Raw genomic sequence first — 18,242 nt, 5'->3', positions numbered from 1 at the left:
TCGCACTGACGCTGGTCAGCGGGTGCATATGATCGACCCTGCCGCAGCTCGTTCACGAGCTGCACTTCATTGAGGCGGCGTGACGGTGCACTTCCGACCGATCCCCGGCGGCCGCAGCTCGTTCACGAGCTGCACTTCATTGAGGCTTCGCCGCGATGGCCGAAAGCTACGCCTACGAAAGCCGCAGCTCGTTCACGAGCTGCACTTCATTGAGGCCCATGGCCGGACAAACGCCCAATTACCAACTCATCTACGCGCCGCAGCTCGTTCACGAGCTGCACTTCATTGAGGCCGCCGGGCTCGCCACCACGAGGCGCCGGCCACCGGCCGCAGCTCGTTCACGAGCTGCACTTCATTGAGGCATGTCGAGCCCCTTGAGCAGGGCGTACGCGGCCGAGGCCGCAGCTCGTTCACGAGCTGCACTTCATTGAGGCACTCACTGTCGTGCATGAGTTGCCCGCCGCCCTGCTGACGCCGCAGCTCGTTCACGAGCTGCACTTCATTGAGGCGTGCGTGACCGGGCGGTGATTCGGTGAGCCTGACGATTCCGCCGCAGCTCGTTCACGAGCTGCACTTCATTGAGGCTGCAGTCGAGTCGACGGCACCCGCTGCAGTACCGCCGCAGCTCGTTCACGAGCTGCACTTCATTGAGGCCGAGGCCACGACCCCGGCACCTGATAGTTCGCGATGTCGCCGCAGCTCGTTCACGAGCTGCACTTCATTGAGGCTGAGGTGAACACGTGTTTCACATGCAACACGATCTAAGCCGCAGCTCGTTCACGAGCTGCACTTCATTGAGGCTTAATTCCCGAAAATGGGGAATTAATTACGCCTTTTGCCGCAGCTCGTTCACGAGCTGCACTTCATTGAGGCCGGTATGCAAACCTTTCGCGCACAAATCATCCCCCTGCCGCAGCTCGTTCACGAGCTGCACTTCATTGAGGCCCACCTTGCGCGCACTCGCGCACGTCGGCCAGCTCGCGGCCGCAGCTCGTTCACGAGCTGCACTTCATTGAGGCCTCGATCGTCACCCTGGCGGCGGAGTGACTTTGGCGCCGCAGCTCGTTCACGAGCTGCACTTCATTGAGGCTTCGCGCGGACAGGCGGCGGGACTGCGATAACGGTGGCCGCAGCTCGTTCACGAGCTGCACTTCATTGAGGCGCCAATCTCGATGCTGCCGACGTGCTGGTGCTCGCCGCCGCAGCTCGTTCACGAGCTGCACTTCATTGAGGCCTCCTACGGGTGTAGCTGACGCTACCTGAGCTGCGGGGCCGCAGCTCGTTCACGAGCTGCACTTCATTGAGGCAGGACCGGTGAGTCGGGGTTGTGTTGGAGCGCGCGGATCGCGCCGCAGCTCGTTCACGAGCTGCACTTCATTGAGGCAGCAGCCGCACCCACGGGTCCGGGGGCAGGTTCGGCGGCCGCAGCTCGTTCACGAGCTGCACTTCATTGAGGCCCATTTCACCCGGTTGCAGCCAGCCGCCCGAGTCGCCGCCGCAGCTCGTTCACGAGCTGCACTTCATTGAGGCGAGCGCCATCTCGCCGCGCGCGAGGGCCGTCTCGGCCGCAGCTCGTTCACGAGCTGCACTTCATTGAGGCCCGTCCTCAGGGCCTGCGACCACCCGAGAGGAATCCGGCCGCAGCTCGTTCACGAGCTGCACTTCATTGAGGCACTCACATGCTTCAACAGGGTGAGGTCACGGGTCGGCCGCAGCTCGTTCACGAGCTGCACTTCATTGAGGCGCCCCGCAAACCCGCCGCGTCGGGGCAATGCAGACAACCTGCCGCAGCTCGTTCACGAGCTGCACTTCATTGAGGCCAGCTACACCACCAACAAGGGCGTGACCATCGAAGTCGCCGCAGCTCGTTCACGAGCTGCACTTCATTGAGGCCGACAAGCTCGCCGCCGTGCTGGCCGAGGCGCTCAGGCCGCAGCTCGTTCACGAGCTGCACTTCATTGAGGCTTCCGGCGGGCGGCACGCAACGCGACTCGGCTGCTGCGGCCGCAGCTCGTTCACGAGCTGCACTTCATTGAGGCGGCCCGTACGCGGTGACCCACCACGACGGGGACCTGCGCCGCAGCTCGTTCACGAGCTGCACTTCATTGAGGCCCAGCGGCCGCCGCCGCAGCGACCACCGCGTCGGGCCGCAGCTCGTTCACGAGCTGCACTTCATTGAGGCAGGCGATGCCGGTCGGCGTCGATGATGCGTGATTCGCGCCGCAGCTCGTTCACGAGCTGCACTTCATTGAGGCAAGCTCGGCCCCGGTTCGCTGGTCCTCGGCCCCGGCCGCAGCTCGTTCACGAGCTGCACTTCATTGAGGCGGTTTTCTGCGGTCGGTGCTGCTGCTGGTCACCGTGGCCGCAGCTCGTTCACGAGCTGCACTTCATTGAGGCACGACCCCGCCGGAGTAGTCGGGCGACGTCGAACCTGCCGCAGCTCGTTCACGAGCTGCACTTCATTGAGGCTCATCGGTGGCCTCCTTGCCGGTCCGGGACGGTCCGGCCGCAGCTCGTTCACGAGCTGCACTTCATTGAGGCCTAGCCAGCGCGGGCCGCCGTCGGCGAGCCAGTCGGCAACCGCCGCAGCTCGTTCACGAGCTGCACTTCATTGAGGCCACTCGTCATTGCCAGCCTCCTCGGGGGGGACGTGCAGCCGCACCTCGTTCACGAGCTGCACTTCATTGAGGCGCCAACATCACGCTGCCATCCTGGCTCGACGCCGGCCGCAGCTCGTTCACGAGCTGCACTTCATTGAGGCGGGCATGTTGTTCCGGAGGTCGGGTTGCATCAGCGCCGCAGCTCGTTCACGAGCTGCACTTCATTGAGGCACCCCAACCCCACCACCTTTGCGCCTGACCAGGGGCAACGCCGCAGCTCGTTCGCGAGCTGCACTTCATTGAGGCGCTCGACGACCACGGGCACGGTGACGCGGCGGGTACGGCCGCAGCTCGTTCGCGAGCTGCACTTCATTGAGGCGACGGCGAGTTCCATCCGCAGGGGTGGCTCGACCCGGGCCGCAGCTCGTTCGCGAGCTGCACTTCATTGAGGCCAGGGCGGCGTGCCCGTCGGCGTTGGTGATGATGGCGCCGCAGCTCGTTCGCGAGCTGCACTTCATTGAGGCGACGACGACACCCACGTCGCACGCAAGGCGACGATCTGCCGCAGCTCGTTCACGAGCTGCACTTCATTGAGGCGCCAGCGACGCCGACACGTCGACGACCTGCACCTCGAGGCCGCAGCTCGTTCGCGAGCTGCACTTCATTGAGGCTGTCGGTGAAGGGGCCGGGCTTGTGTTTTCGCTGTGCTGCCGCAGCTCGTTCGCGAGCTGCACTTCATTGAGGCTCGGATGTGCACGGCGTTGCCTGCCCACCATCCCGAGCCGCAGCTCGTTCGCGAGCTGCACTTCGTTGAGGCCCGAGCTCGGCCAAGCTGGCGGCCGTGACCGGCGGCCGCAGCTCGTTCGCGAGCTGCACTTCATTGAGGCACCAAAACAACGTTGGCTGTGTGGTCGCCCGCGTCGCCGCAGCTCGTTCGCGAGCTGCACTTCATTGAGGCAGGATGTCGCCACCAGCGGTGGCGAGGTTGCCGCTCGGCCGCAGCTCGTTCGCGAGCTGTACTTCATTGAGGCTGACAATGGTCAGAGGGCGGGAATGGACCGGTTTCGAGCCGCAGCTCGTTCGCGAGCTGCACTTCATTGAGGTACCCGGCAGTACACCCCGATCCATGAGGCGCAGCTCGTCACGCCGCAGCTCGTTCGCGAGCTGCACTTCATTGAGGCAACTGACCGGACCGTTCGAACACCGCGCGGTTGAGCGCTTGCCGCAGCTCGTTCACGAGCTGCACTTCATTGAGGCGGGGCAGGGCCTGGCGTGGCCCGCTCTACCCAAGCGAATCCGCTCAGATTCCTTGGTTTGTGGACCGCAATGTGGACGCAAGTAGGGCGCAATCGAATGATTACGCCCTAAGCTGCTGGTTTCCGTGTCACGAGGGGTACTTGAACCGCCTCGTGCACCCTGTTCACGACCCGCGAACTTGGGAATCCTTGGGGTAGTTCGGGATTGGCTGGGGTGATATGGGCCGCGATTAGCCGCGTTTGTGGACGGCGTCCACAAGGCGATCCGGGCTAGGCAGTGACGCCGAGCTGCGTGGCGAGCGCCCGCGAGTCCCTTGAGATGATCTTGCCGCCGCGCGTTACGAGCTCGCCCGCGAGCGATCGCGCCAGCGGGTGGCACCGCATGGACTCCTCGGACACGGACGCGCCCGTGCGCAGCGCGCCGAGCGTGCCGAACCAGTCGCGCTGCTGTGAGTACGCCCGCGCCAGTTCGAGCCACAGCCGCGCGCGCCGGTCGACGCTCGGCACTGCGTCCGGGTCGACGATGCTCGCCGCGTCGAGCGCACCACCGCTCTTGCGTAGCTCGACCTGCACCGACACCGCACTGATTTCGGTATTCGCGATCCCGAACAGCGTCCACGGGTGCGCCGATCCTGCGGGCAGCGCGCGAGCCATGCCCATCGCATGATCAATCCCGCGCAGCGCGTCGCCCTCGCGGCCAAGCTTGGCGGCGGTGATCGCGCCGTGCAACTGGCACGCACCCCAAAGTGCTTGCGCGTCTTGGTCTCCGTCGAGGCGTGGCTTAAGCAGCGCGACCGCGTCGGCGGCGAGCTGGTAGGCGTCGTCCTCGCGGCCTGTCGCACGCCAGACATTGCCGAGGACCCAGCTCGCGGCGGCGAGCGTGACCGGATCGTCGGCGTCCTCGGCCGCCGACATGCAGCGGTCGGCGGCGAGCCACAGCAACGGCGCGTCAGCCACCCACGCGAGCACCTGCTCGCTCAGTGCATAGGCACCGCTCAATGCGGCTGCGGCAGCGCGGCGTTCGCTCCCTTCCAAGGTTCGCACCGCGCGGCGGCCGTCGCGGATGAGTGCGGGCAGCATCGCCCCGGCGTCGGCGCGCGGGGTAGTCGAGGTGTGCCACAATCGCCAGGCGCGCTCGACTCGCGCGCGCAGCTCAGCAGGGTCGATCGGTGACGGCGACGGCGTCAGGTGCACCGACTCGATCGCCTCGCGGATCGCGGGGACGACAGGATGTCCGGCATGACGGGAGACGCCGACGAGCAGCTCGTGATCGCCGGTGATTTCGGTCAGGTCGCGCACGCCGAGAGCTTGCCCGATGCGCAACAGCAGGTCGAGCGGCGGCGGGTTTTTGAGGCGACCGCGCTCGACGTCGCGTAGCCAATCGGGTGACCTGCCAACAAGACCGGCGATGACGTCGCGTGACTTGCCGGTGCGCTCGCGAATAGTTTGGATGCGCTCGCCAATTGCCTTGGCGGCGAGCTCGTCTGGGGTCGGCATATCTGCCTGCCTTCGTCGCGGGGCCTGCCTTCGTCGCGGATACCCCGGCCCGTCGGCCGGGGGTTAAGCCCTCCGCGAAGAGGTCTTCCTAGCATAGATCCGTTGCGCCCGTGGGGATATGAGAACCGCCAGTGTGGGGAGATTCCCCCGACGTGCGCGGTGGGACGTGACTACCTGCTGTGCCCCGCTGCGACGCGCACTCTTCTCTCACGCCGCGTCGTCGAGTCGGCCCTTCATCCTCGACGGCGGGGCGAACCAAATCATCAGCGCACGCAAGGGGTTCGCTATGGACCGATCACACGCCCAGATCATCGGCGCACTGCGTGATGCCGATCTGACTGTCGCTCAGCTCGCCGAGGATCTTGAGCGCCAACGCGCCTCCATCGCATCGGACTTGCGACACCTCGCGGCGTTGGGCCTCGTGCGTAGCGAGGACGAGACGCCGCGCTTGTGGGGCGTGACCGAGGCGGCGCTGCGATGGACCGGAAGCGACCAGGGTCGCGCAGCTCTCGGGGAGGTGACGCGCGCTCCTATGGATAGTTGCTAGCCGATCTCGCTTATCCGCGCGATCATTGACCGACCACACCGATCATTGGGAGTTGCCATGGAAGCCGCCACCGTTGCACGTTGGAAGCCGGCCAAGGGCACTGGCGTGCTCAGGACTGACGAGGGTCGTGATGTGTGGTTTCACGTCACAGACCTTGACGGCCTGCGCTACGCCGACATTCACAAGGGCCTGCGTGTGGACGTCGTGATCGACGAAACCCCTCAGGACTCATTCTCATGTCGCGCAGAACACGTTCGTCCCTTCTCACAGCATTTGCCGCGCTAGCTGCCGCTCTGGTGCTCACCGGACCGTCGGCCGCGCAAGTGCCGGTCGTCGCCACTTTCACGCCCGCCAGCCAGAGCTACGCTTACAAGAACAACCACGGCAGTTTCAAAGCCGACGTCGTCTATGCGACCGACGCGGGATTCAGCAACCGGATGTTTTGGACGCTCACGATCGACCCCAGCGTCCAGGTGCTCATGACCGGCAACACGATGGCGTGTACAGCATCAGTCGACGGGCTGCCCGTCTATCACGACCACCATCAGTCCATTCCGGGTGACTACAAATGGCACTCGACCGTCAAGGATCTCGCCCTCAACACGCCCTACACCTGGCGCGCGATGTGCGCGTTTGGTACCGCGCAGGGCCCCGGCGAGGTCAAATTCGCGGTCGCGTTCACGATGCAGCCGTAGCCCGGCAATCACAGGGCCGTAAGCCGCAGCTCGTTCGCGACCTGCACTTCATTGACGCAATCAAGCCCGTGGTCGCCTAGTAGCGGATGCGATGTACCGTGTTCGGCCGTTACGGCTTGCAGAAAAAATGGCCCCTACCACACGATTCCTTGTTTCGTACGGACCTCTGCTAAAGTTTTCCACGCACACAGCGAGTGCGAATGCGCCATTAGCTCAATTGGCAGAGCAGCTGACTCTTAATCAGCGGGTTCGGGGTTCAAGTCCCTGATGGCGCACCTCAAGAGGGCTCCTGACCAGGTCATTCCGGTCAGGAGCCTTCTTCGTTTTGATGGGACTACGCGTCGGTACTCCCATCATCATCATCGCTGCGCTCGCGGTGGCGAGGCCATTTATCAATCCCCGGTTCGGCGGTTTGACCCGGAATACCTGCGTAATCGCTGAGATCTACGAACAACCGCGTCTACACTTTGAGGTATGTCCGAAACCCCAAAAGCTAACGGCACCACTGAGATTCGCGTTGGCCAGGAGGTTGCGACCCTGGTTAACACGTTCAGCGTCGACCCGGAACGGCAGGACGAGTTCGTTCGAGCCTGGGTCGAGCACACCGAGAAGACGATGCGGCACCGTCCCGGATTCATCTCGGCCAACCTCCACGCCAGCGTCGATGGCGAACGCGTCATGAACTACGCGCAATGGCGCAGCCAAGCTGATCTGCAGGCCGCCTTGGCGGACCCGGAGGTCGCACGGGAGATAGTCGAGCTCGGTAAGTTCGCCACTGGTCGCGATCCCCGCTTCTACCGGGTGGTGTCGGTCCACACCGCATGAGCGGCTTTGGCGCGGGTGCCCTCTTCCGCTAGGGCACCGACCAACGGGCTCCACCGGTACGGCGACAGCCGCCCGGCTATTCCTTGACGGCGACGCCCGTCAGGTCGACCTCACCACCATCAATGGTGACCGCGGTCGAACCAGCGCCCGTCGCCTCGATCCCACCCGCGACAGCGAGGTGACCGATGCGGCCCGCCACCTCCAGCGTCGTCACGTCAGCGCCGCTCGTCGCGAGCTTGCCGCCGATCGTCACCGAGTCGACCACCCCGCCCGCCTTCACGCTGAACGCGATGGCCTTCAACACCAACTGCACGCCGCGCACCAAGCTCAAGCCCTCGCCGCCGCTGGTCGTGACGTCGCCCTCGACCGAAAGGACTCCGAGCGGCTTGCTGATCTGGATGCCGATCGAACCGTCGCCGCTGGTCGCGATGCTCTTGAACTTCGACTCGCGCAACGAACCGTCATAGAGGTTGAAGCCGCGCGCGCCCTTGCCCGTCGTCACGATCGGTGCCGTGACGTCGAGCAGGTCGATGTCGCCGAAGTTGACGAAACCAATGCCGCTCGGCCCGTGCGAGGTGACCGCTGCCTGGGCAGTCCACGTCGTGACCTTGCCCCAGTTGTCGAGGACCATGTCGTTTTGCCCGTACGTCGTCACGGGCCCAACGTTCACGACGCGGTCCACGTGCGCGCCGGTAATCACGAAGACCGCGCCGGAGATGAGGTCGGGGGTCGCGGTCGGGATGCCGCCGTCGGTGTGGATTTCGCCGGTGCGCAGTTCGGTGACGCGAATCGTGCCGCCATCTTCCAAGCCAGCCCAGTCGCCGTGGCCGCCGACGAACACGCCACTTCCGCGCACCGGCTCGTCCTTACTCCCTGCCGAGATGTCGAGCAGTTCGGCAGTAAGGACGACAGCGGGGTCGGCCTGGCGGTTCCACAGCGTGAACCCACCCTGCAACGCGTCGACACCAAAGCCGTGCGGTCGATGGAAACGCCCGCGCACATCCGCCGCCTTAACGTGCACCCGCTCGGCATGCACATGCCCGGCACGCACGTTGTCTTCGGCGAGGATGGCGATCTGGCCGCGCGTAGTGACGTCGCGCAAGGTCAACGTGCCCAGGTCGTCGACGGTCGTGTCGTTGAGAACAGCCGGTTCGACGTCGTTGGTTTCGATGGTGATATCGGAAAGCGTGTTGTCGGTGGTGAGGCGCACGCCTTTCGCGCCGAAGCGCAGCGTGCCGCCGTGCAACGAGACTCCGGGCGCCAGCGTGATCTCGGGCGATCCGGCGATCGTGCCGCTCACTTCGATGTCACGCGCGCCGTCGCTGAGCGCCTTAGCCAGCTCTTGGGCCGTCGTTACGGTCACGGTTGATGTCATGTACTCGCCTTCCGTTCGGTGACAAGCCTGTTATCAGAGCGCGCCGACGCGACCTCAGCCGTCACATCGGCCACAAAAGCGCTGCTCACGCCCTACCCAAGCAGAAAATATCCAAACTTTTTCTGTGACGGCGACCACTTCGCGCGAGCCAGCAAACTCCCTGCGTACGTAACGATTCTGCAACCTGATTGCCAGGAAACCAAGATCGCTATCATTTTTCATTCAGGTTTCGTTCACCCTGCGTTAACCTAGCGTGACCATTCTGTCATCAGGTCACAAACGGACCTGCGGTTTGGTTAGCGCGAAGGAATCCAACTTCGACGCACGGAACCAGACAGCGCGTGGTCTCCCCGCAGCCAGCTGTGGAGCACCGTGCGACAAGAGAGACAGCCAGCAAACATGCAGCGTCCTCATTCAACCATTGTCGCACCTCCAAACACAGACAGAAACAACACATCGCCTGACCGGTGTCGCCCTCGTGCGCGCTGAGCGAGTCCGCCACGCGGATCCCAGACAGAGATGAAGGAACAGAAAAGCAATGCTGAACAAGAACAAGCTCAACTCCGTTGTCGGCCGCCGCTCGCGCCGTGAAGCTTTCACCGTCGCCGTAGCCGCTGTCGGCCTGGTTGCCGTGGCCGCCTCCTCCGCTATCTCCTTTGCCGACGACAACGTGCCCGCCGTTCAGGCCGCCGCCCCCGTCGTCGAGCAGGCCCAGAACATCCCCGCCGCCGTCCAGGCCGCACCCAAGGCTGAGGCCGCGCCGGCGCCCGCCCCCGAAGCCGCGCCCGCACCGGCTCCGGAAGCCGCCCCTGCCCCCGCCTACGCCGACAACCTCGATGGCTGGATCCGTCAGGCCCTCGACATCATGAAGGAAAAGGGCATCCCCGGCTCCTACGACGGCATCTACCGCAACGTGATGCGCGAGTCGACCGGTAACCCGCAGGCCATCAACCTCTGGGACATCAACGCGATCAACGGCATCCCTTCGAAGGGCCTGCTTCAGGTGATCGACCCGACCTTCGCCGCGTACCACGTTGAGGGCACCGCGTTCGACGTGTGGAACCCGGTTTCCAACATCGTCGCGGCCTGCAACTACGCCGCGCACCGCTACGGCTCGATGGACAACGTCAACAGCGCGTACTGATGCATCGACGTCGCTAGGCGTCCGCAAGCACGGTCAATGGCGACCGATACGCCCGCACCCAGTCAATGGCGACTGAGTGTGGGCGTTGTGCGTTTTGTGGGCCGTTAAGCTGGTCGAGTGCCAGACTCTCCTGATCAGGCACCTGATCACGCCCATTCCAGCGCCGCGACGGCCCACCGGCTCGTCAAGGCGCGCCAGCTCGCCGCCTACATCTGGGCGCGCGGGATTACCGCAGCCGAACTGCGCGGCCTGCCCGACGCCACCCTGCGCAAACTCGCGCGAGCAGCGAAAACTAACCCGCCGAGCACCGGCGAAACCTGGCAGGTTGTCGCGGGGTTGTTAGACGAAAAAGACGCGTGGGCCGAACGCAATCCGACGCATCCGGCGGCCACGCGCCCTTCGCTTGACGAAAAGATCCTCTGGATCAAACCGCCGATTACACCTTTTTGACCACGCTCGACTTGAGCTGCATCGGGCCGATCCCGTCGACCTTGCAGTCGATGTCGTGGTCGCCAACACCCTGCACCAGGCGGATGTTGCGCACCTTCGTCCCCGCTTTGATGCCGGTGGGGCTGCCCTTGACCTTGAGCGTCTTGATGACGGTCACGGTGTCGCCGTCGGCGAGCACGTTGCCGACCGAGTCGCGGATCACGTCGTCGCCAGCGTCGGCGGTTTTCGGCTCCCACTCGTGCGCGCACTCCGGGCACACGAGCAGCGCGCCCAGTTCGTAGGTGTACTCACATGCGCAAGCGGGACAGGGTGGAAGCGAATCACTCACGGTCGCAATGCCTTTCAGGAGAGGAAGTCGATCAGGACGCGGTTGACCTCGTCGGGCCGTTCGAGGTAGCCGTAGTGGCCGCAGTGCTCGATCTCGGTGTACTTCGCGCCGGGAATGACATCGGCGACTTCGCGGCCGAAGCGCGGCGGCACCATCTGGTCGTCGCCGAATCCGACGACGAGCGACGGGACGCGAATGCCCCGGTAGGCGTCGCGACGGTCCTGCGACCGATCCATCGCCATTTGCGCGCGCGTGCCTGGCGTGCCTTTGCCGCCGGTGAACTCGAAAATGTCGAGCCATTCCTGCGCTTTGGCCGGGTCGGCGAGCGTGTGCGGCGACAGGTTCAGCATCGCTTTAATCGCCGCCGAGTACTCAGGCGGGAGCTGAATTCCCTTGTCGTACAACGCTTGTTCGCCCTTGCTCAGCGTGGAGCCGACGGGGTGGGGTTGCGCAGTCGCCGCGAACATCACCGCTTTGCGAACCAGCTCGGGCCGCGCGAGCGCGAGCTCGGCGACGACGCGCGACCCCATCGACGTGCCGACCACATGCGCGGGCGCGCCGAGGTGGGTGATAAGCGCGGCGGTGTCGGCGACAAGGTCGGCCGTCGTGATCCCGTGCGCCGACTCCGACGACGGCGCGATCCCGCGATTGTCGAACGTCGCGACCTGGAATCCGGCTTTGACCAGCGCGGGCACCTGATATGTGCGCCAAACGCGCCCGGGGCTGCCACTGCCCATCACCATGAGGACGAGCGGTCCCGAGCCGGTGACGTCGTAGTTGAGCTGGATGCCGTTGAGCGAGGTAATGGGCATTGAAAGACGATACCGTCAGCGCGGGACGCGTTATCTCACGGTGCCGGGGCGCTGACTTCGGCGCGGTTGCTCATGTCCACCACACCGGCTTCAACAGGCGAGATAGCCGATCACTATCTCCCGATTCGTCACTGTGACAGGCGATTTCGCGTTTTCGCCCATCCTCGACGTGAATGGTCCGGGCGTGTCGTTGGCATTTTCGTGCGCGTTCGCGCCGCAGTAGCCGCTTTCCGGGACTTTGGCCGCGAACGTGCACGATTATGCCAACGGTCTCGACTGCGACACGCCCATCGCGTTAGACCGTCAGCTCGCGGCGGCGAAATAAGCGGTCCGCACCTGGATTGTTTTCGGGGCGGGCAGGTCGGGTGCGCCCGCGCCGAGCTCGCCAACCTGGACGGTCCACGCCGGGTTCGACTTGTTCATCGCGGTCGCCGCATCGGGCATCTGCAACACGACATCGTGCCCGTCGCAGGAGTACGCGCCGACGAGTCCGTCGCTGCGACCACCCCATGCGCCGCCAACGCGAATGCGGCAGTGCCGACCGTCGGCGAGTTCAAGCGCCCACGGTTCGGGATTCGCCGACTGCGCGGCCGCCGCCACGGGCGGGGCTTGGACCGTCCACCGCCGGACGCCGCGCTGCCAGGGATCGTCGGCGCAGAGGAGCGACGCCTTGTCGGGGGCGATCCAGCAGACGTTCGCCGCTTGCGCCGACGCGCCGCATTCAACGACACCCGCAGTGGTTGCCGAGCGACTTCCTGCCACATATTTGCAGTCGATATCGCCAATGGGGTCGGGCTGAACGATCGAGAAACCGTTGATCGCTTTACCTGAATTGTCAACGGCGACAAGCGAAACCACGTTGGTCGCGGGACCGGGCGGGACAACCACGGGCGACGTGGTTGTCGTCGACGGCTCGGGCGGCTTCGGTGCGGTACTCGGCGCGACGGTGCCCGAGGTTTCGGGGTTGGCTGGACCTCCCGGGTTGGCCGTTGTCCCCGGCGGTTCGGTGACGACCGAGACTCCTGGCGCGGCAGTCTGCGAGGTGGTGGGAGGCAACGCGGTCACGCCGCCGCTCGACGTTTCCCCATCACACCCCGCGACTAGCGCACAGAGCACTGCGGCAACGCCAACGTATCGAATCTTGCGCATGACCAACCCCTAGGGACGAAGCGATATCCCGACTGACCAATACATCGTGGCTATCGCCCGCGCTGTTAACCGGGGGATTGATAACCGGGGGATTGATAAGGCGTGTGGCGATGGTCGGGCGTGGCACAGGGGCACGGAATGCGCTCGATCTTCCGAGATCGTTTGTCGCACTACCGATTTGGTTGAGCACCGCAGCCGCCGTCGCGACCCGGTCAGAGCCGACGCCCGCGGTCGCTCGTAATCGGCATCCTGGCCGCGCCCAAGTCATGGCCTCGCCACCGCGAGCGCAGCGACGATGATGGGAGTACCGACGCGTAGTCCCACTAAAACGAAGAAGGCTCCTGACCGGAATAACCTGGTCAGGAGCCTTCTTGTTGTGCGCCATCAGGGACTTGAACCCCGAACCCGCTGATTAAGAGTCAGCTGCTCTGCCAATTGAGCTAATGGCGCATGCCGCAGGGCTGCGGTGCGGGATAAACATTAGCAGGTGGGTTTGGCAAAAGTGAAATCGGGGCCTGACCTGCGCAGACGCAAGCGCGTGTGAGATGTTAACGCCGACGGGTTCGGCAGGTATCTAACGATTGTGAATTGACCCAGTCAACGGGCGCGCTTCGTCAAGTCAGTGTCGGTGGCTGCTGGCAGAATTGGCCCGACGACGAACCTTGACCGCCCTGTTCGTGGGGGGAACCCGGGTAATTCGCGTCGGCAAGAAAGTGGGGTTGACATGCGTGGCAATGGTGGGCGACCGCGGTCGCTGAAGGCAATGATCGGGCCGATGGCGCTGCTCGCGGCGTTCGCGATTGGCGCGACGGCGTGCACGTCGGCGGAGAGCCCGGGGGTGGAGGCGGCGATCGACCGCAACCCCGTCACCGAGCTCATCAAGCCCAAGCTGGTTTCCGGTATTAAGGATGGGCAGCTTGGGGTTTCGCCCGCGATGCCGATGTCGTTTGGTGTCGAGGACGGCAAGTTCACGCAGGTTTCGTTGCTGAGCCCTGAAGGCGCGCCCGTCGCGGGTCAGCTTGCCCCGGATGGCTCATCATGGGCCACCACCGAGGTGCTCGGTTACGGCAAAACCTATCGCCTCGCCGCCACCGCGATGGGTCTTGGCGGCTCGAATACCACCATGCTCAGCTTCACAACCAGCTCGCCGCATTCGCAGACCAAGCCGTACCTGCTGCCCGCTGAGGGTGAGGTCGTTGGTATCGGTCAGCCGGTCGCGATTCAGTTCGACGAGAACATCCCCGACCGCAAGGCCGCGCAAGAAGCGATCACGATCAAGACTGAGCCTGCCGTCGAAGGCGCGTTCTACTGGGTCAACAATCGCGAGGTGCGGTGGCGGCCGGAGAAGTTCTGGAACCCGGGCACCAAGGTCACCGTGGATGTGAACGTCTACGGAAAAGACTTGGGGCGCGGCCTGTTTGGCCAGGACAACATCGCATCCAACTTCGTCATCGGCGACGCGGTTGTCTTCACCGCCGATGACAACACGCACGAGGTTGTTGTCGAGCGCAACGGGCAGGTGATCAAGACGATGCCGACGTCGATGGGCAAGGATTCCACGCCAACCGACAACGGCATCTACATCGTCAGCGACCGGTTCGAGCACATCATCATGGACTCGTCGACCTACGGTGTGCCGGTTGGCTCGTCGGATGGTTACCGCACGCCGGTCGATTTCGCGACGCGCATCTCCTACAGCGGCATTTTCTTCCACTCCGCGCCCTGGTCGATTGGCCAGCAGGGCTATTCGAATGCCAGCCACGGCTGCTTGAACCTGAGCCCCGCTAACGCGCAGTGGGTGTATGAGAACGCCAAGCGCGGCGACATCACCATCATCAAGAACACGGTTGGCGGCACGTTGTCCGGCGTCGACGGGCTCGGTGACTGGAACGTTCCGTGGGCGGAGTGGAAGGCTGGCAACGCCGACCAGAGCTAGGGCTACTTGCAGTCCATCATCGCGTCGCCCATGATCGCCAAGGCGCTGCCGACCGCCGTGCAGGTGGTCGGCCCGCCGAAGAGCAGCACACCGAGCCGGGCGAACGCGGAGACGTCGGTGGTCGACGAGCCAGTAGTTTCCAGACCGCTGGTCGACCCGACATTGCCGGACCCACTGCTGGGTGTCGCCGGAGACACCGGTGACTCGGGGGTAGCGGCCGTTGCGGCGGGGGCGAGGACAACAGCGGCAGCGAACGCCGCGGCGGCGAGGGAACAGCGCTTCATCAAGGCGAACTTTCGGTAACTGGTAAGAGAGCTACGCCACAGTAGGGCGCACCGGGGGAGTGTAGTCGCACGCGGTGGGGCTGTCATGGTCATTCGACCAAGAGGGGAAAACGACGAAAGCCCGGTCCGAGATGGACCGGGCTTTCGCTTCGGGGTGACTGACGGGACTCGAACCCGCGACAGCCAGGATCACAACCTGGTGCTCTACCAACTGAACTACAGTCACCATTGCCGGTTCGCACCGGCGCGCTAAATACTATCGTCTTTCGCCGTGAGACCCTAATCCGCTGGTCGCGGGGCTGATCCTGACACATCAACCGCTTCGATAACGGCGTCGGCGACGGACGCGATGTCGGCGCTCGACGGGCCGGGTGGCGGCACGAAAAGGGTGCGACGGTAGTACTCAAGTTCGCGGATGGATTCCTTGATGTCGGCGAGCGCGCGGTGGGCGAGGCCCTTCTCCGGCTGACCGAAATAGATGCGCGGGAACCAGCGCCGCGACAGTTCCTTGATCGAGGAAACGTCGACCATCCGGTAGTGCAGGTGCGCGTCGAGCTCAGGCATGTCGCGGGCGATGAACCCACGGTCGGTTGCGATGGAGTTGCCACACAGCGGCGTGGTGCGGGCGTTCGGCGCGTACTCACGGATGTAGTCGAGCACCTGCTGCTGCGCCTCTTCGAGCGTGACCGTCGAGTTGCGCACTTCCTCGGTGAGCCCCGACTTCGCGTGCATCTCCGCGACAACGGGCGGCATGCAGGCCAGCGCGGCGTCGTCGGCGTGGATCACGATGTCGACGCCGTCGCCGAGGATGTTGAGGTCGGAGTCGGTGACGAGCGCGGCGACCTCGATCAGCTTGTCGCTGTCGAGCCGCAGCCCCGTCATCTCGCAGTCCATCCAGACCAGAAGTTGGTTGTCCGACATTTGAGTCACCCTAAACTCAGCCGCCCAACTTCTTGTAAAACGCACCGGCGATCGGCGCGGTGAACGAACGCGGCCCGTAGTTGCCAGCAACGCTCATGCCCTTGCTGATCAGGCCGGGGACGATGCGCATCTTGTTGCGGGCGAGCGCGTCGATGGACACCTTCGCGGTGTATTCCGACGAAACCCACAGGAAGTCGGGAACCATCTTGTCGACGATCGACTCCTCTTCGGGTGCTGGAATCTCGGTGCGAACCGGGCCGGGCGCGAGCAGCGTGACGTTCACGCCTGACCCCTTGAGCTCGCCGCGCAGCGACTCACTGAAGGTGTTGGCGAACGCTTTCGACGCGGCGTAGGTGGCGTTGTTCGGAATCGGCATGTTGCCCGCGGCCGAACCGCTGATCAGGATGCCGCCCGCTTTGCGCTCAAGCATGCCGGGCAGCACGGCCAGGGTGAGGTCGTGGACGGCGGTGGCGTTGAGTTCCATCTGCATGCGTTCGTAGGCGAAGTCGAGTTCGGCGACCGGGCCGAACGTCGCGATGCCCGCGTTGTTGCACAGGATCGCGATGTCGCGGACGGCGAGTTCGTCGACGAGGCTGGCGCGCTGTTCGCGGTCGGCGAGGTCGACCGCGCGGACTTCGGCGGTGATGCCGTGGGCCAGCGTGAGGCGCTGGGCGAGTTCGGCGAGCACTTCACCACGTCGCGCGACGAGGATCAGCGAATAGCCACGCCCGGCGAGTTCGGCGGCCAAGGCCATGCCGATGCCGGAGGAAGCGCCAGTGACGACGGCACGATTATCTGCGGTGGGGGAGGGCAAGCTCACGCGGTGAGCTTAGGTGACGCCCCGAATGCCGGTTTCGGCAATAGCATAAGAGCCGCTATGACTACAGAATCCCCGCGCCGCAAGACCGAGCCCGAAGCACCGCTTCGGCTGTCGACTGAGCCCGCGCGCACCTTTGGCTTCGCTGATCAGGCCGCCTTCTGGACCAACCTCGGCATCAGTCTCATCGGGTTCACCGGCGCGATTTACGTGCTGAAACCGGCTGGCTACGCGCAATTGCCGCTGGTCGCCGCAATTATCGCGACCGTGGTTGGCACGGTGATCGGTACCTCGATGGTCGCGGCGGCGGGCGCGGTTGGCGCGCGAACTGGCGCTCCCGCGATGGCGAACTTCCGTGGACTGTTCGGCACGAAACTGTCGACGTTGCCGACCGTGGCCAACATTGTGCAGTGCGTCGGGTGGGGCGTTTTCGAGCTGACAGTGATAGCGGCCGGTGTCGCCGCGCTGACCCACGACCGGATTCCGCACGCGATCGTGGTGATCGCGGCGGGCGTGGTGAGCACGGTGATGGCGATTTGGCCGATCCACGTTGTTGGGATTTTGCGCAAATACGTGACCGTCGCGGTGTTTATCGCGATGACTTACTTCACTATTCAGCTGGTGCGCCAACCGCTGCCCGAGGTAGCTGACACGTCATGGGCCGGATTCTTCCCCGCCGTTGACACCGCGTTGGCGGTCGCGGTGTCGTTCGTGCCGCTGGCTGCCGACTACACGCGTCATTCGCGATCGACGCGCGCGGCGACTAGCGGCATGCTCGTTGGGTATTCGGTGGCGCAAACGTGGTGCTACCTGCTCGGCATCATCGCCCTGCTGCATGTGGGTGGCGATCCTGACCGGCTCTTCGACACCTTCCTCGGCATTGCGGCAGGGTGGGTGTTCTTCGCGGTACTTGTGCTGCGGGAAACGGACCAGTCCTTCGCCAATGTGTATTCCACGGCGATGTCGATTCAAAACCTGTTCCCGCGTGTTGATCGACGCGTGCTCGCGGGGATCGTTGGCGTGATCGCGACCGTATTCGCGATCAATGTCACGGACTTCAGTTGGTATGCGAATTTCCTGTATTTGATTGGGTCAGTGTTCATTCCGTTGACGGCGGTGCTGGTTGTTGACTTCTTCTTCGGGCGTGGTCGACGGAAGTGGGACCTGTCGCCGTCGTCCCCCGCGCGCCCAATCATGTTGTTGCCGTGGGCAATTGGGTTCATCGTTTACCAGCTGTGCAACCCGGGTTCGGTGACGTGGTGGGCGAACTGGTGGGTTTCGGTGCAGGACCGCATCGGTTTCCACCCGAGCTGGTGGACGTCGGCGTCGCTGCTTTCGTTTGTGGTAGCTGGGTTGGCGACGGGCGTGATTGTGGTTATTGACCGGCGGAGTTGAGGTGGTACGCGCCGTCGGAGGCGACAGCCGCAGGCGCTTGGCGGACCGGTGCGCTGCATGCGGTTGTCGCCCGGCGCGGATGGACACGTCGGGCGGTGGCGTGAGCGGGCGCGGCTGGTCCGCCGGCGGCCCTGGATGCGGCGCTGAGGTGGGTCACGTGCTCACGGCTCGGAGACGACAGCCGCGGTCGCTTGGCGCACCGGTGCGTTGC

Annotated in this window: 16 protein-coding genes, 3 tRNA genes and 1 CRISPR repeat array; of the genes, 9 read left to right on the top strand and 10 right to left on the bottom strand. The window is 64.5% G+C overall.

What is annotated here, in order from left to right; translation table 11 throughout:
* Positions 1-40: 40 nt before the first annotated feature.
* Positions 41-3,857: direct repeats of the CRISPR family, unit length 36 nt; unit sequence GCCGCAGCTCGTTCACGAGCTGCACTTCATTGAGGC.
* A 269-nt stretch (positions 3,858-4,126) separates the two neighbouring features.
* Positions 4,127-5,353, bottom strand: a complete 1,227-nt coding sequence (locus IEX78_RS20735) for a helix-turn-helix domain-containing protein (RefSeq protein ID WP_188830675.1) — start codon at positions 5,351-5,353, stop codon at positions 4,127-4,129.
* A gap of 286 nt (positions 5,354-5,639) precedes the next feature.
* Here IEX78_RS20735 and IEX78_RS20730 point away from each other — a divergent pair, with 286 nt between their 5' ends.
* The 5 genes from IEX78_RS20730 (at position 5,640) to IEX78_RS20710 (ending at position 7,420) form a co-directional block, all read left to right on the top strand.
* Positions 5,640-5,900 carry a helix-turn-helix domain-containing protein gene (locus tag IEX78_RS20730; RefSeq protein WP_188830674.1) on the top strand — a complete coding sequence of 87 codons (261 nt, stop codon included), beginning with the start codon at positions 5,640-5,642 and terminating at the stop codon, positions 5,898-5,900.
* Positions 5,901-5,957: 57 nt separating this feature from the next.
* Positions 5,958-6,185: a hypothetical protein gene (locus IEX78_RS20725; protein ID WP_188830673.1), complete on the top strand. Its 228-nt coding sequence runs from the start codon at positions 5,958-5,960 to the stop codon at positions 6,183-6,185.
* An 11-nt stretch (positions 6,186-6,196) separates the two neighbouring features.
* A complete protein-coding gene (locus IEX78_RS20720; RefSeq protein WP_188830672.1) occupies positions 6,197-6,595 on the top strand; it encodes a hypothetical protein in 399 nt (132 codons plus the stop codon).
* Between the two features lie 202 nt (positions 6,596-6,797).
* Positions 6,798-6,870 (top strand) — tRNA-Lys (locus IEX78_RS20715).
* A 199-nt stretch (positions 6,871-7,069) separates the two neighbouring features.
* Complete coding sequence (locus IEX78_RS20710; RefSeq protein ID WP_188830671.1) at positions 7,070-7,420, top strand: antibiotic biosynthesis monooxygenase family protein; 351 nt, start codon at positions 7,070-7,072, stop codon at positions 7,418-7,420.
* Between the two features lie 76 nt (positions 7,421-7,496).
* Here IEX78_RS20710 and IEX78_RS20705 read toward each other — a convergent pair whose 3' ends face one another.
* Positions 7,497-8,795, bottom strand: a complete 1,299-nt coding sequence (locus IEX78_RS20705; protein ID WP_188830670.1) for a hypothetical protein — start codon at positions 8,793-8,795, stop codon at positions 7,497-7,499.
* A gap of 538 nt (positions 8,796-9,333) precedes the next feature.
* Between IEX78_RS20705 and IEX78_RS20700 the strand changes: the two genes are divergently transcribed.
* Positions 9,334-9,939, top strand: coding sequence for a transglycosylase SLT domain-containing protein (locus tag IEX78_RS20700; RefSeq protein WP_188830669.1), 606 nt, complete (start codon positions 9,334-9,336; stop codon positions 9,937-9,939).
* A 117-nt stretch (positions 9,940-10,056) separates the two neighbouring features.
* Positions 10,057-10,389, top strand: a complete 333-nt coding sequence (locus tag IEX78_RS20695; RefSeq protein ID WP_188830668.1) for a hypothetical protein — start codon at positions 10,057-10,059, stop codon at positions 10,387-10,389.
* On the opposite strand, the gene IEX78_RS20690 is transcribed toward IEX78_RS20695, so the two are convergent.
* From IEX78_RS20690 to IEX78_RS20675, 4 genes are all read right to left on the bottom strand, one after another.
* Positions 10,376-10,717: a zinc ribbon domain-containing protein YjdM gene (locus IEX78_RS20690; RefSeq protein ID WP_188830667.1), complete on the bottom strand. Its 342-nt coding sequence runs from the start codon at positions 10,715-10,717 to the stop codon at positions 10,376-10,378. The two genes, IEX78_RS20695 and IEX78_RS20690, sit on opposite strands and share 14 nt — an antisense overlap.
* A gap of 14 nt (positions 10,718-10,731) precedes the next feature.
* Complete coding sequence (locus tag IEX78_RS20685; RefSeq protein ID WP_188830666.1) at positions 10,732-11,529, bottom strand: alpha/beta fold hydrolase; 798 nt, start codon at positions 11,527-11,529, stop codon at positions 10,732-10,734.
* Between the two features lie 303 nt (positions 11,530-11,832).
* Positions 11,833-12,678 carry a hypothetical protein gene (locus IEX78_RS20680; RefSeq protein WP_188830665.1) on the bottom strand — a complete coding sequence of 282 codons (846 nt, stop codon included), beginning with the start codon at positions 12,676-12,678 and terminating at the stop codon, positions 11,833-11,835.
* Between the two features lie 377 nt (positions 12,679-13,055).
* Positions 13,056-13,128 (bottom strand) — tRNA-Lys (locus IEX78_RS20675).
* A gap of 274 nt (positions 13,129-13,402) precedes the next feature.
* Between IEX78_RS20675 and IEX78_RS20670 the strand changes: the two genes are divergently transcribed.
* Complete coding sequence (locus IEX78_RS20670; RefSeq protein ID WP_188830664.1) at positions 13,403-14,614, top strand: L,D-transpeptidase; 1,212 nt, start codon at positions 13,403-13,405, stop codon at positions 14,612-14,614.
* Positions 14,615-14,616: 2 nt separating this feature from the next.
* On the opposite strand, the gene IEX78_RS20665 is transcribed toward IEX78_RS20670, so the two are convergent.
* From IEX78_RS20665 to cmrA, 4 genes are all read right to left on the bottom strand, one after another.
* A complete protein-coding gene (locus IEX78_RS20665) occupies positions 14,617-14,898 on the bottom strand; it encodes a hypothetical protein (RefSeq protein ID WP_188830663.1) in 282 nt (93 codons plus the stop codon).
* A gap of 153 nt (positions 14,899-15,051) precedes the next feature.
* Positions 15,052-15,124: transfer RNA gene (locus IEX78_RS20660), tRNA-His, on the bottom strand.
* Between the two features lie 53 nt (positions 15,125-15,177).
* Positions 15,178-15,819: an oligoribonuclease gene (orn, locus tag IEX78_RS20655; protein WP_188830662.1), complete on the bottom strand. Its 642-nt coding sequence runs from the start codon at positions 15,817-15,819 to the stop codon at positions 15,178-15,180.
* Positions 15,820-15,835: 16 nt separating this feature from the next.
* Positions 15,836-16,639, bottom strand: coding sequence for a mycolate reductase (cmrA, locus tag IEX78_RS20650; RefSeq protein WP_188830661.1), 804 nt, complete (start codon positions 16,637-16,639; stop codon positions 15,836-15,838).
* 57 nt (positions 16,640-16,696) lie between these two features.
* On the opposite strand from cmrA, the gene IEX78_RS20645 reads away from it, so the two are divergent.
* Entirely contained in the window at positions 16,697-18,031 is a 1,335-nt protein-coding gene (locus IEX78_RS20645) for a purine-cytosine permease family protein (RefSeq protein ID WP_188830660.1), read from the top strand.
* Positions 18,032-18,242 lie beyond the last annotated feature (211 nt).

This window comes from Nocardia camponoti (genome assembly GCF_014646135.1).
GTDB lineage: Bacteria > Actinomycetota > Actinomycetes > Mycobacteriales > Mycobacteriaceae > Nocardia > Nocardia camponoti.
Note: the sequence above shows the minus strand (reverse complement) of the source record. Positions and strands in the feature narration are given on the sequence as shown.

What these genes read in the sequence shown, in the direction of transcription:
- IEX78_RS20735 (WP_188830675.1), bottom strand. Translation starts at nt 5,353, where the DNA reads ATGCCGACCCCAGACGAGCTCGCCGCCAAGGCAATTGGCGAGCGCATC.
- IEX78_RS20730 (WP_188830674.1), top strand. Translation starts at nt 5,640, where the DNA reads ATGGACCGATCACACGCCCAGATCATCGGCGCACTGCGTGATGCCGAT.
- IEX78_RS20725 (WP_188830673.1), top strand. Translation starts at nt 5,958, where the DNA reads ATGGAAGCCGCCACCGTTGCACGTTGGAAGCCGGCCAAGGGCACTGGC.
- IEX78_RS20710 (WP_188830671.1), top strand. Translation starts at nt 7,070, where the DNA reads ATGTCCGAAACCCCAAAAGCTAACGGCACCACTGAGATTCGCGTTGGC.
- IEX78_RS20705 (WP_188830670.1), bottom strand. Translation starts at nt 8,795, where the DNA reads ATGACATCAACCGTGACCGTAACGACGGCCCAAGAGCTGGCTAAGGCG.
- IEX78_RS20700 (WP_188830669.1), top strand. Translation starts at nt 9,334, where the DNA reads ATGCTGAACAAGAACAAGCTCAACTCCGTTGTCGGCCGCCGCTCGCGC.
- IEX78_RS20685 (WP_188830666.1), bottom strand. Translation starts at nt 11,529, where the DNA reads ATGCCCATTACCTCGCTCAACGGCATCCAGCTCAACTACGACGTCACC.
- IEX78_RS20680 (WP_188830665.1), bottom strand. Translation starts at nt 12,678, where the DNA reads ATGCGCAAGATTCGATACGTTGGCGTTGCCGCAGTGCTCTGTGCGCTA.
- IEX78_RS20670 (WP_188830664.1), top strand. Translation starts at nt 13,403, where the DNA reads ATGCGTGGCAATGGTGGGCGACCGCGGTCGCTGAAGGCAATGATCGGG.
- IEX78_RS20665 (WP_188830663.1), bottom strand. Translation starts at nt 14,898, where the DNA reads ATGAAGCGCTGTTCCCTCGCCGCCGCGGCGTTCGCTGCCGCTGTTGTC.
- orn (WP_188830662.1), bottom strand. Translation starts at nt 15,819, where the DNA reads ATGTCGGACAACCAACTTCTGGTCTGGATGGACTGCGAGATGACGGGG.
- IEX78_RS20645 (WP_188830660.1), top strand. Translation starts at nt 16,697, where the DNA reads ATGACTACAGAATCCCCGCGCCGCAAGACCGAGCCCGAAGCACCGCTT.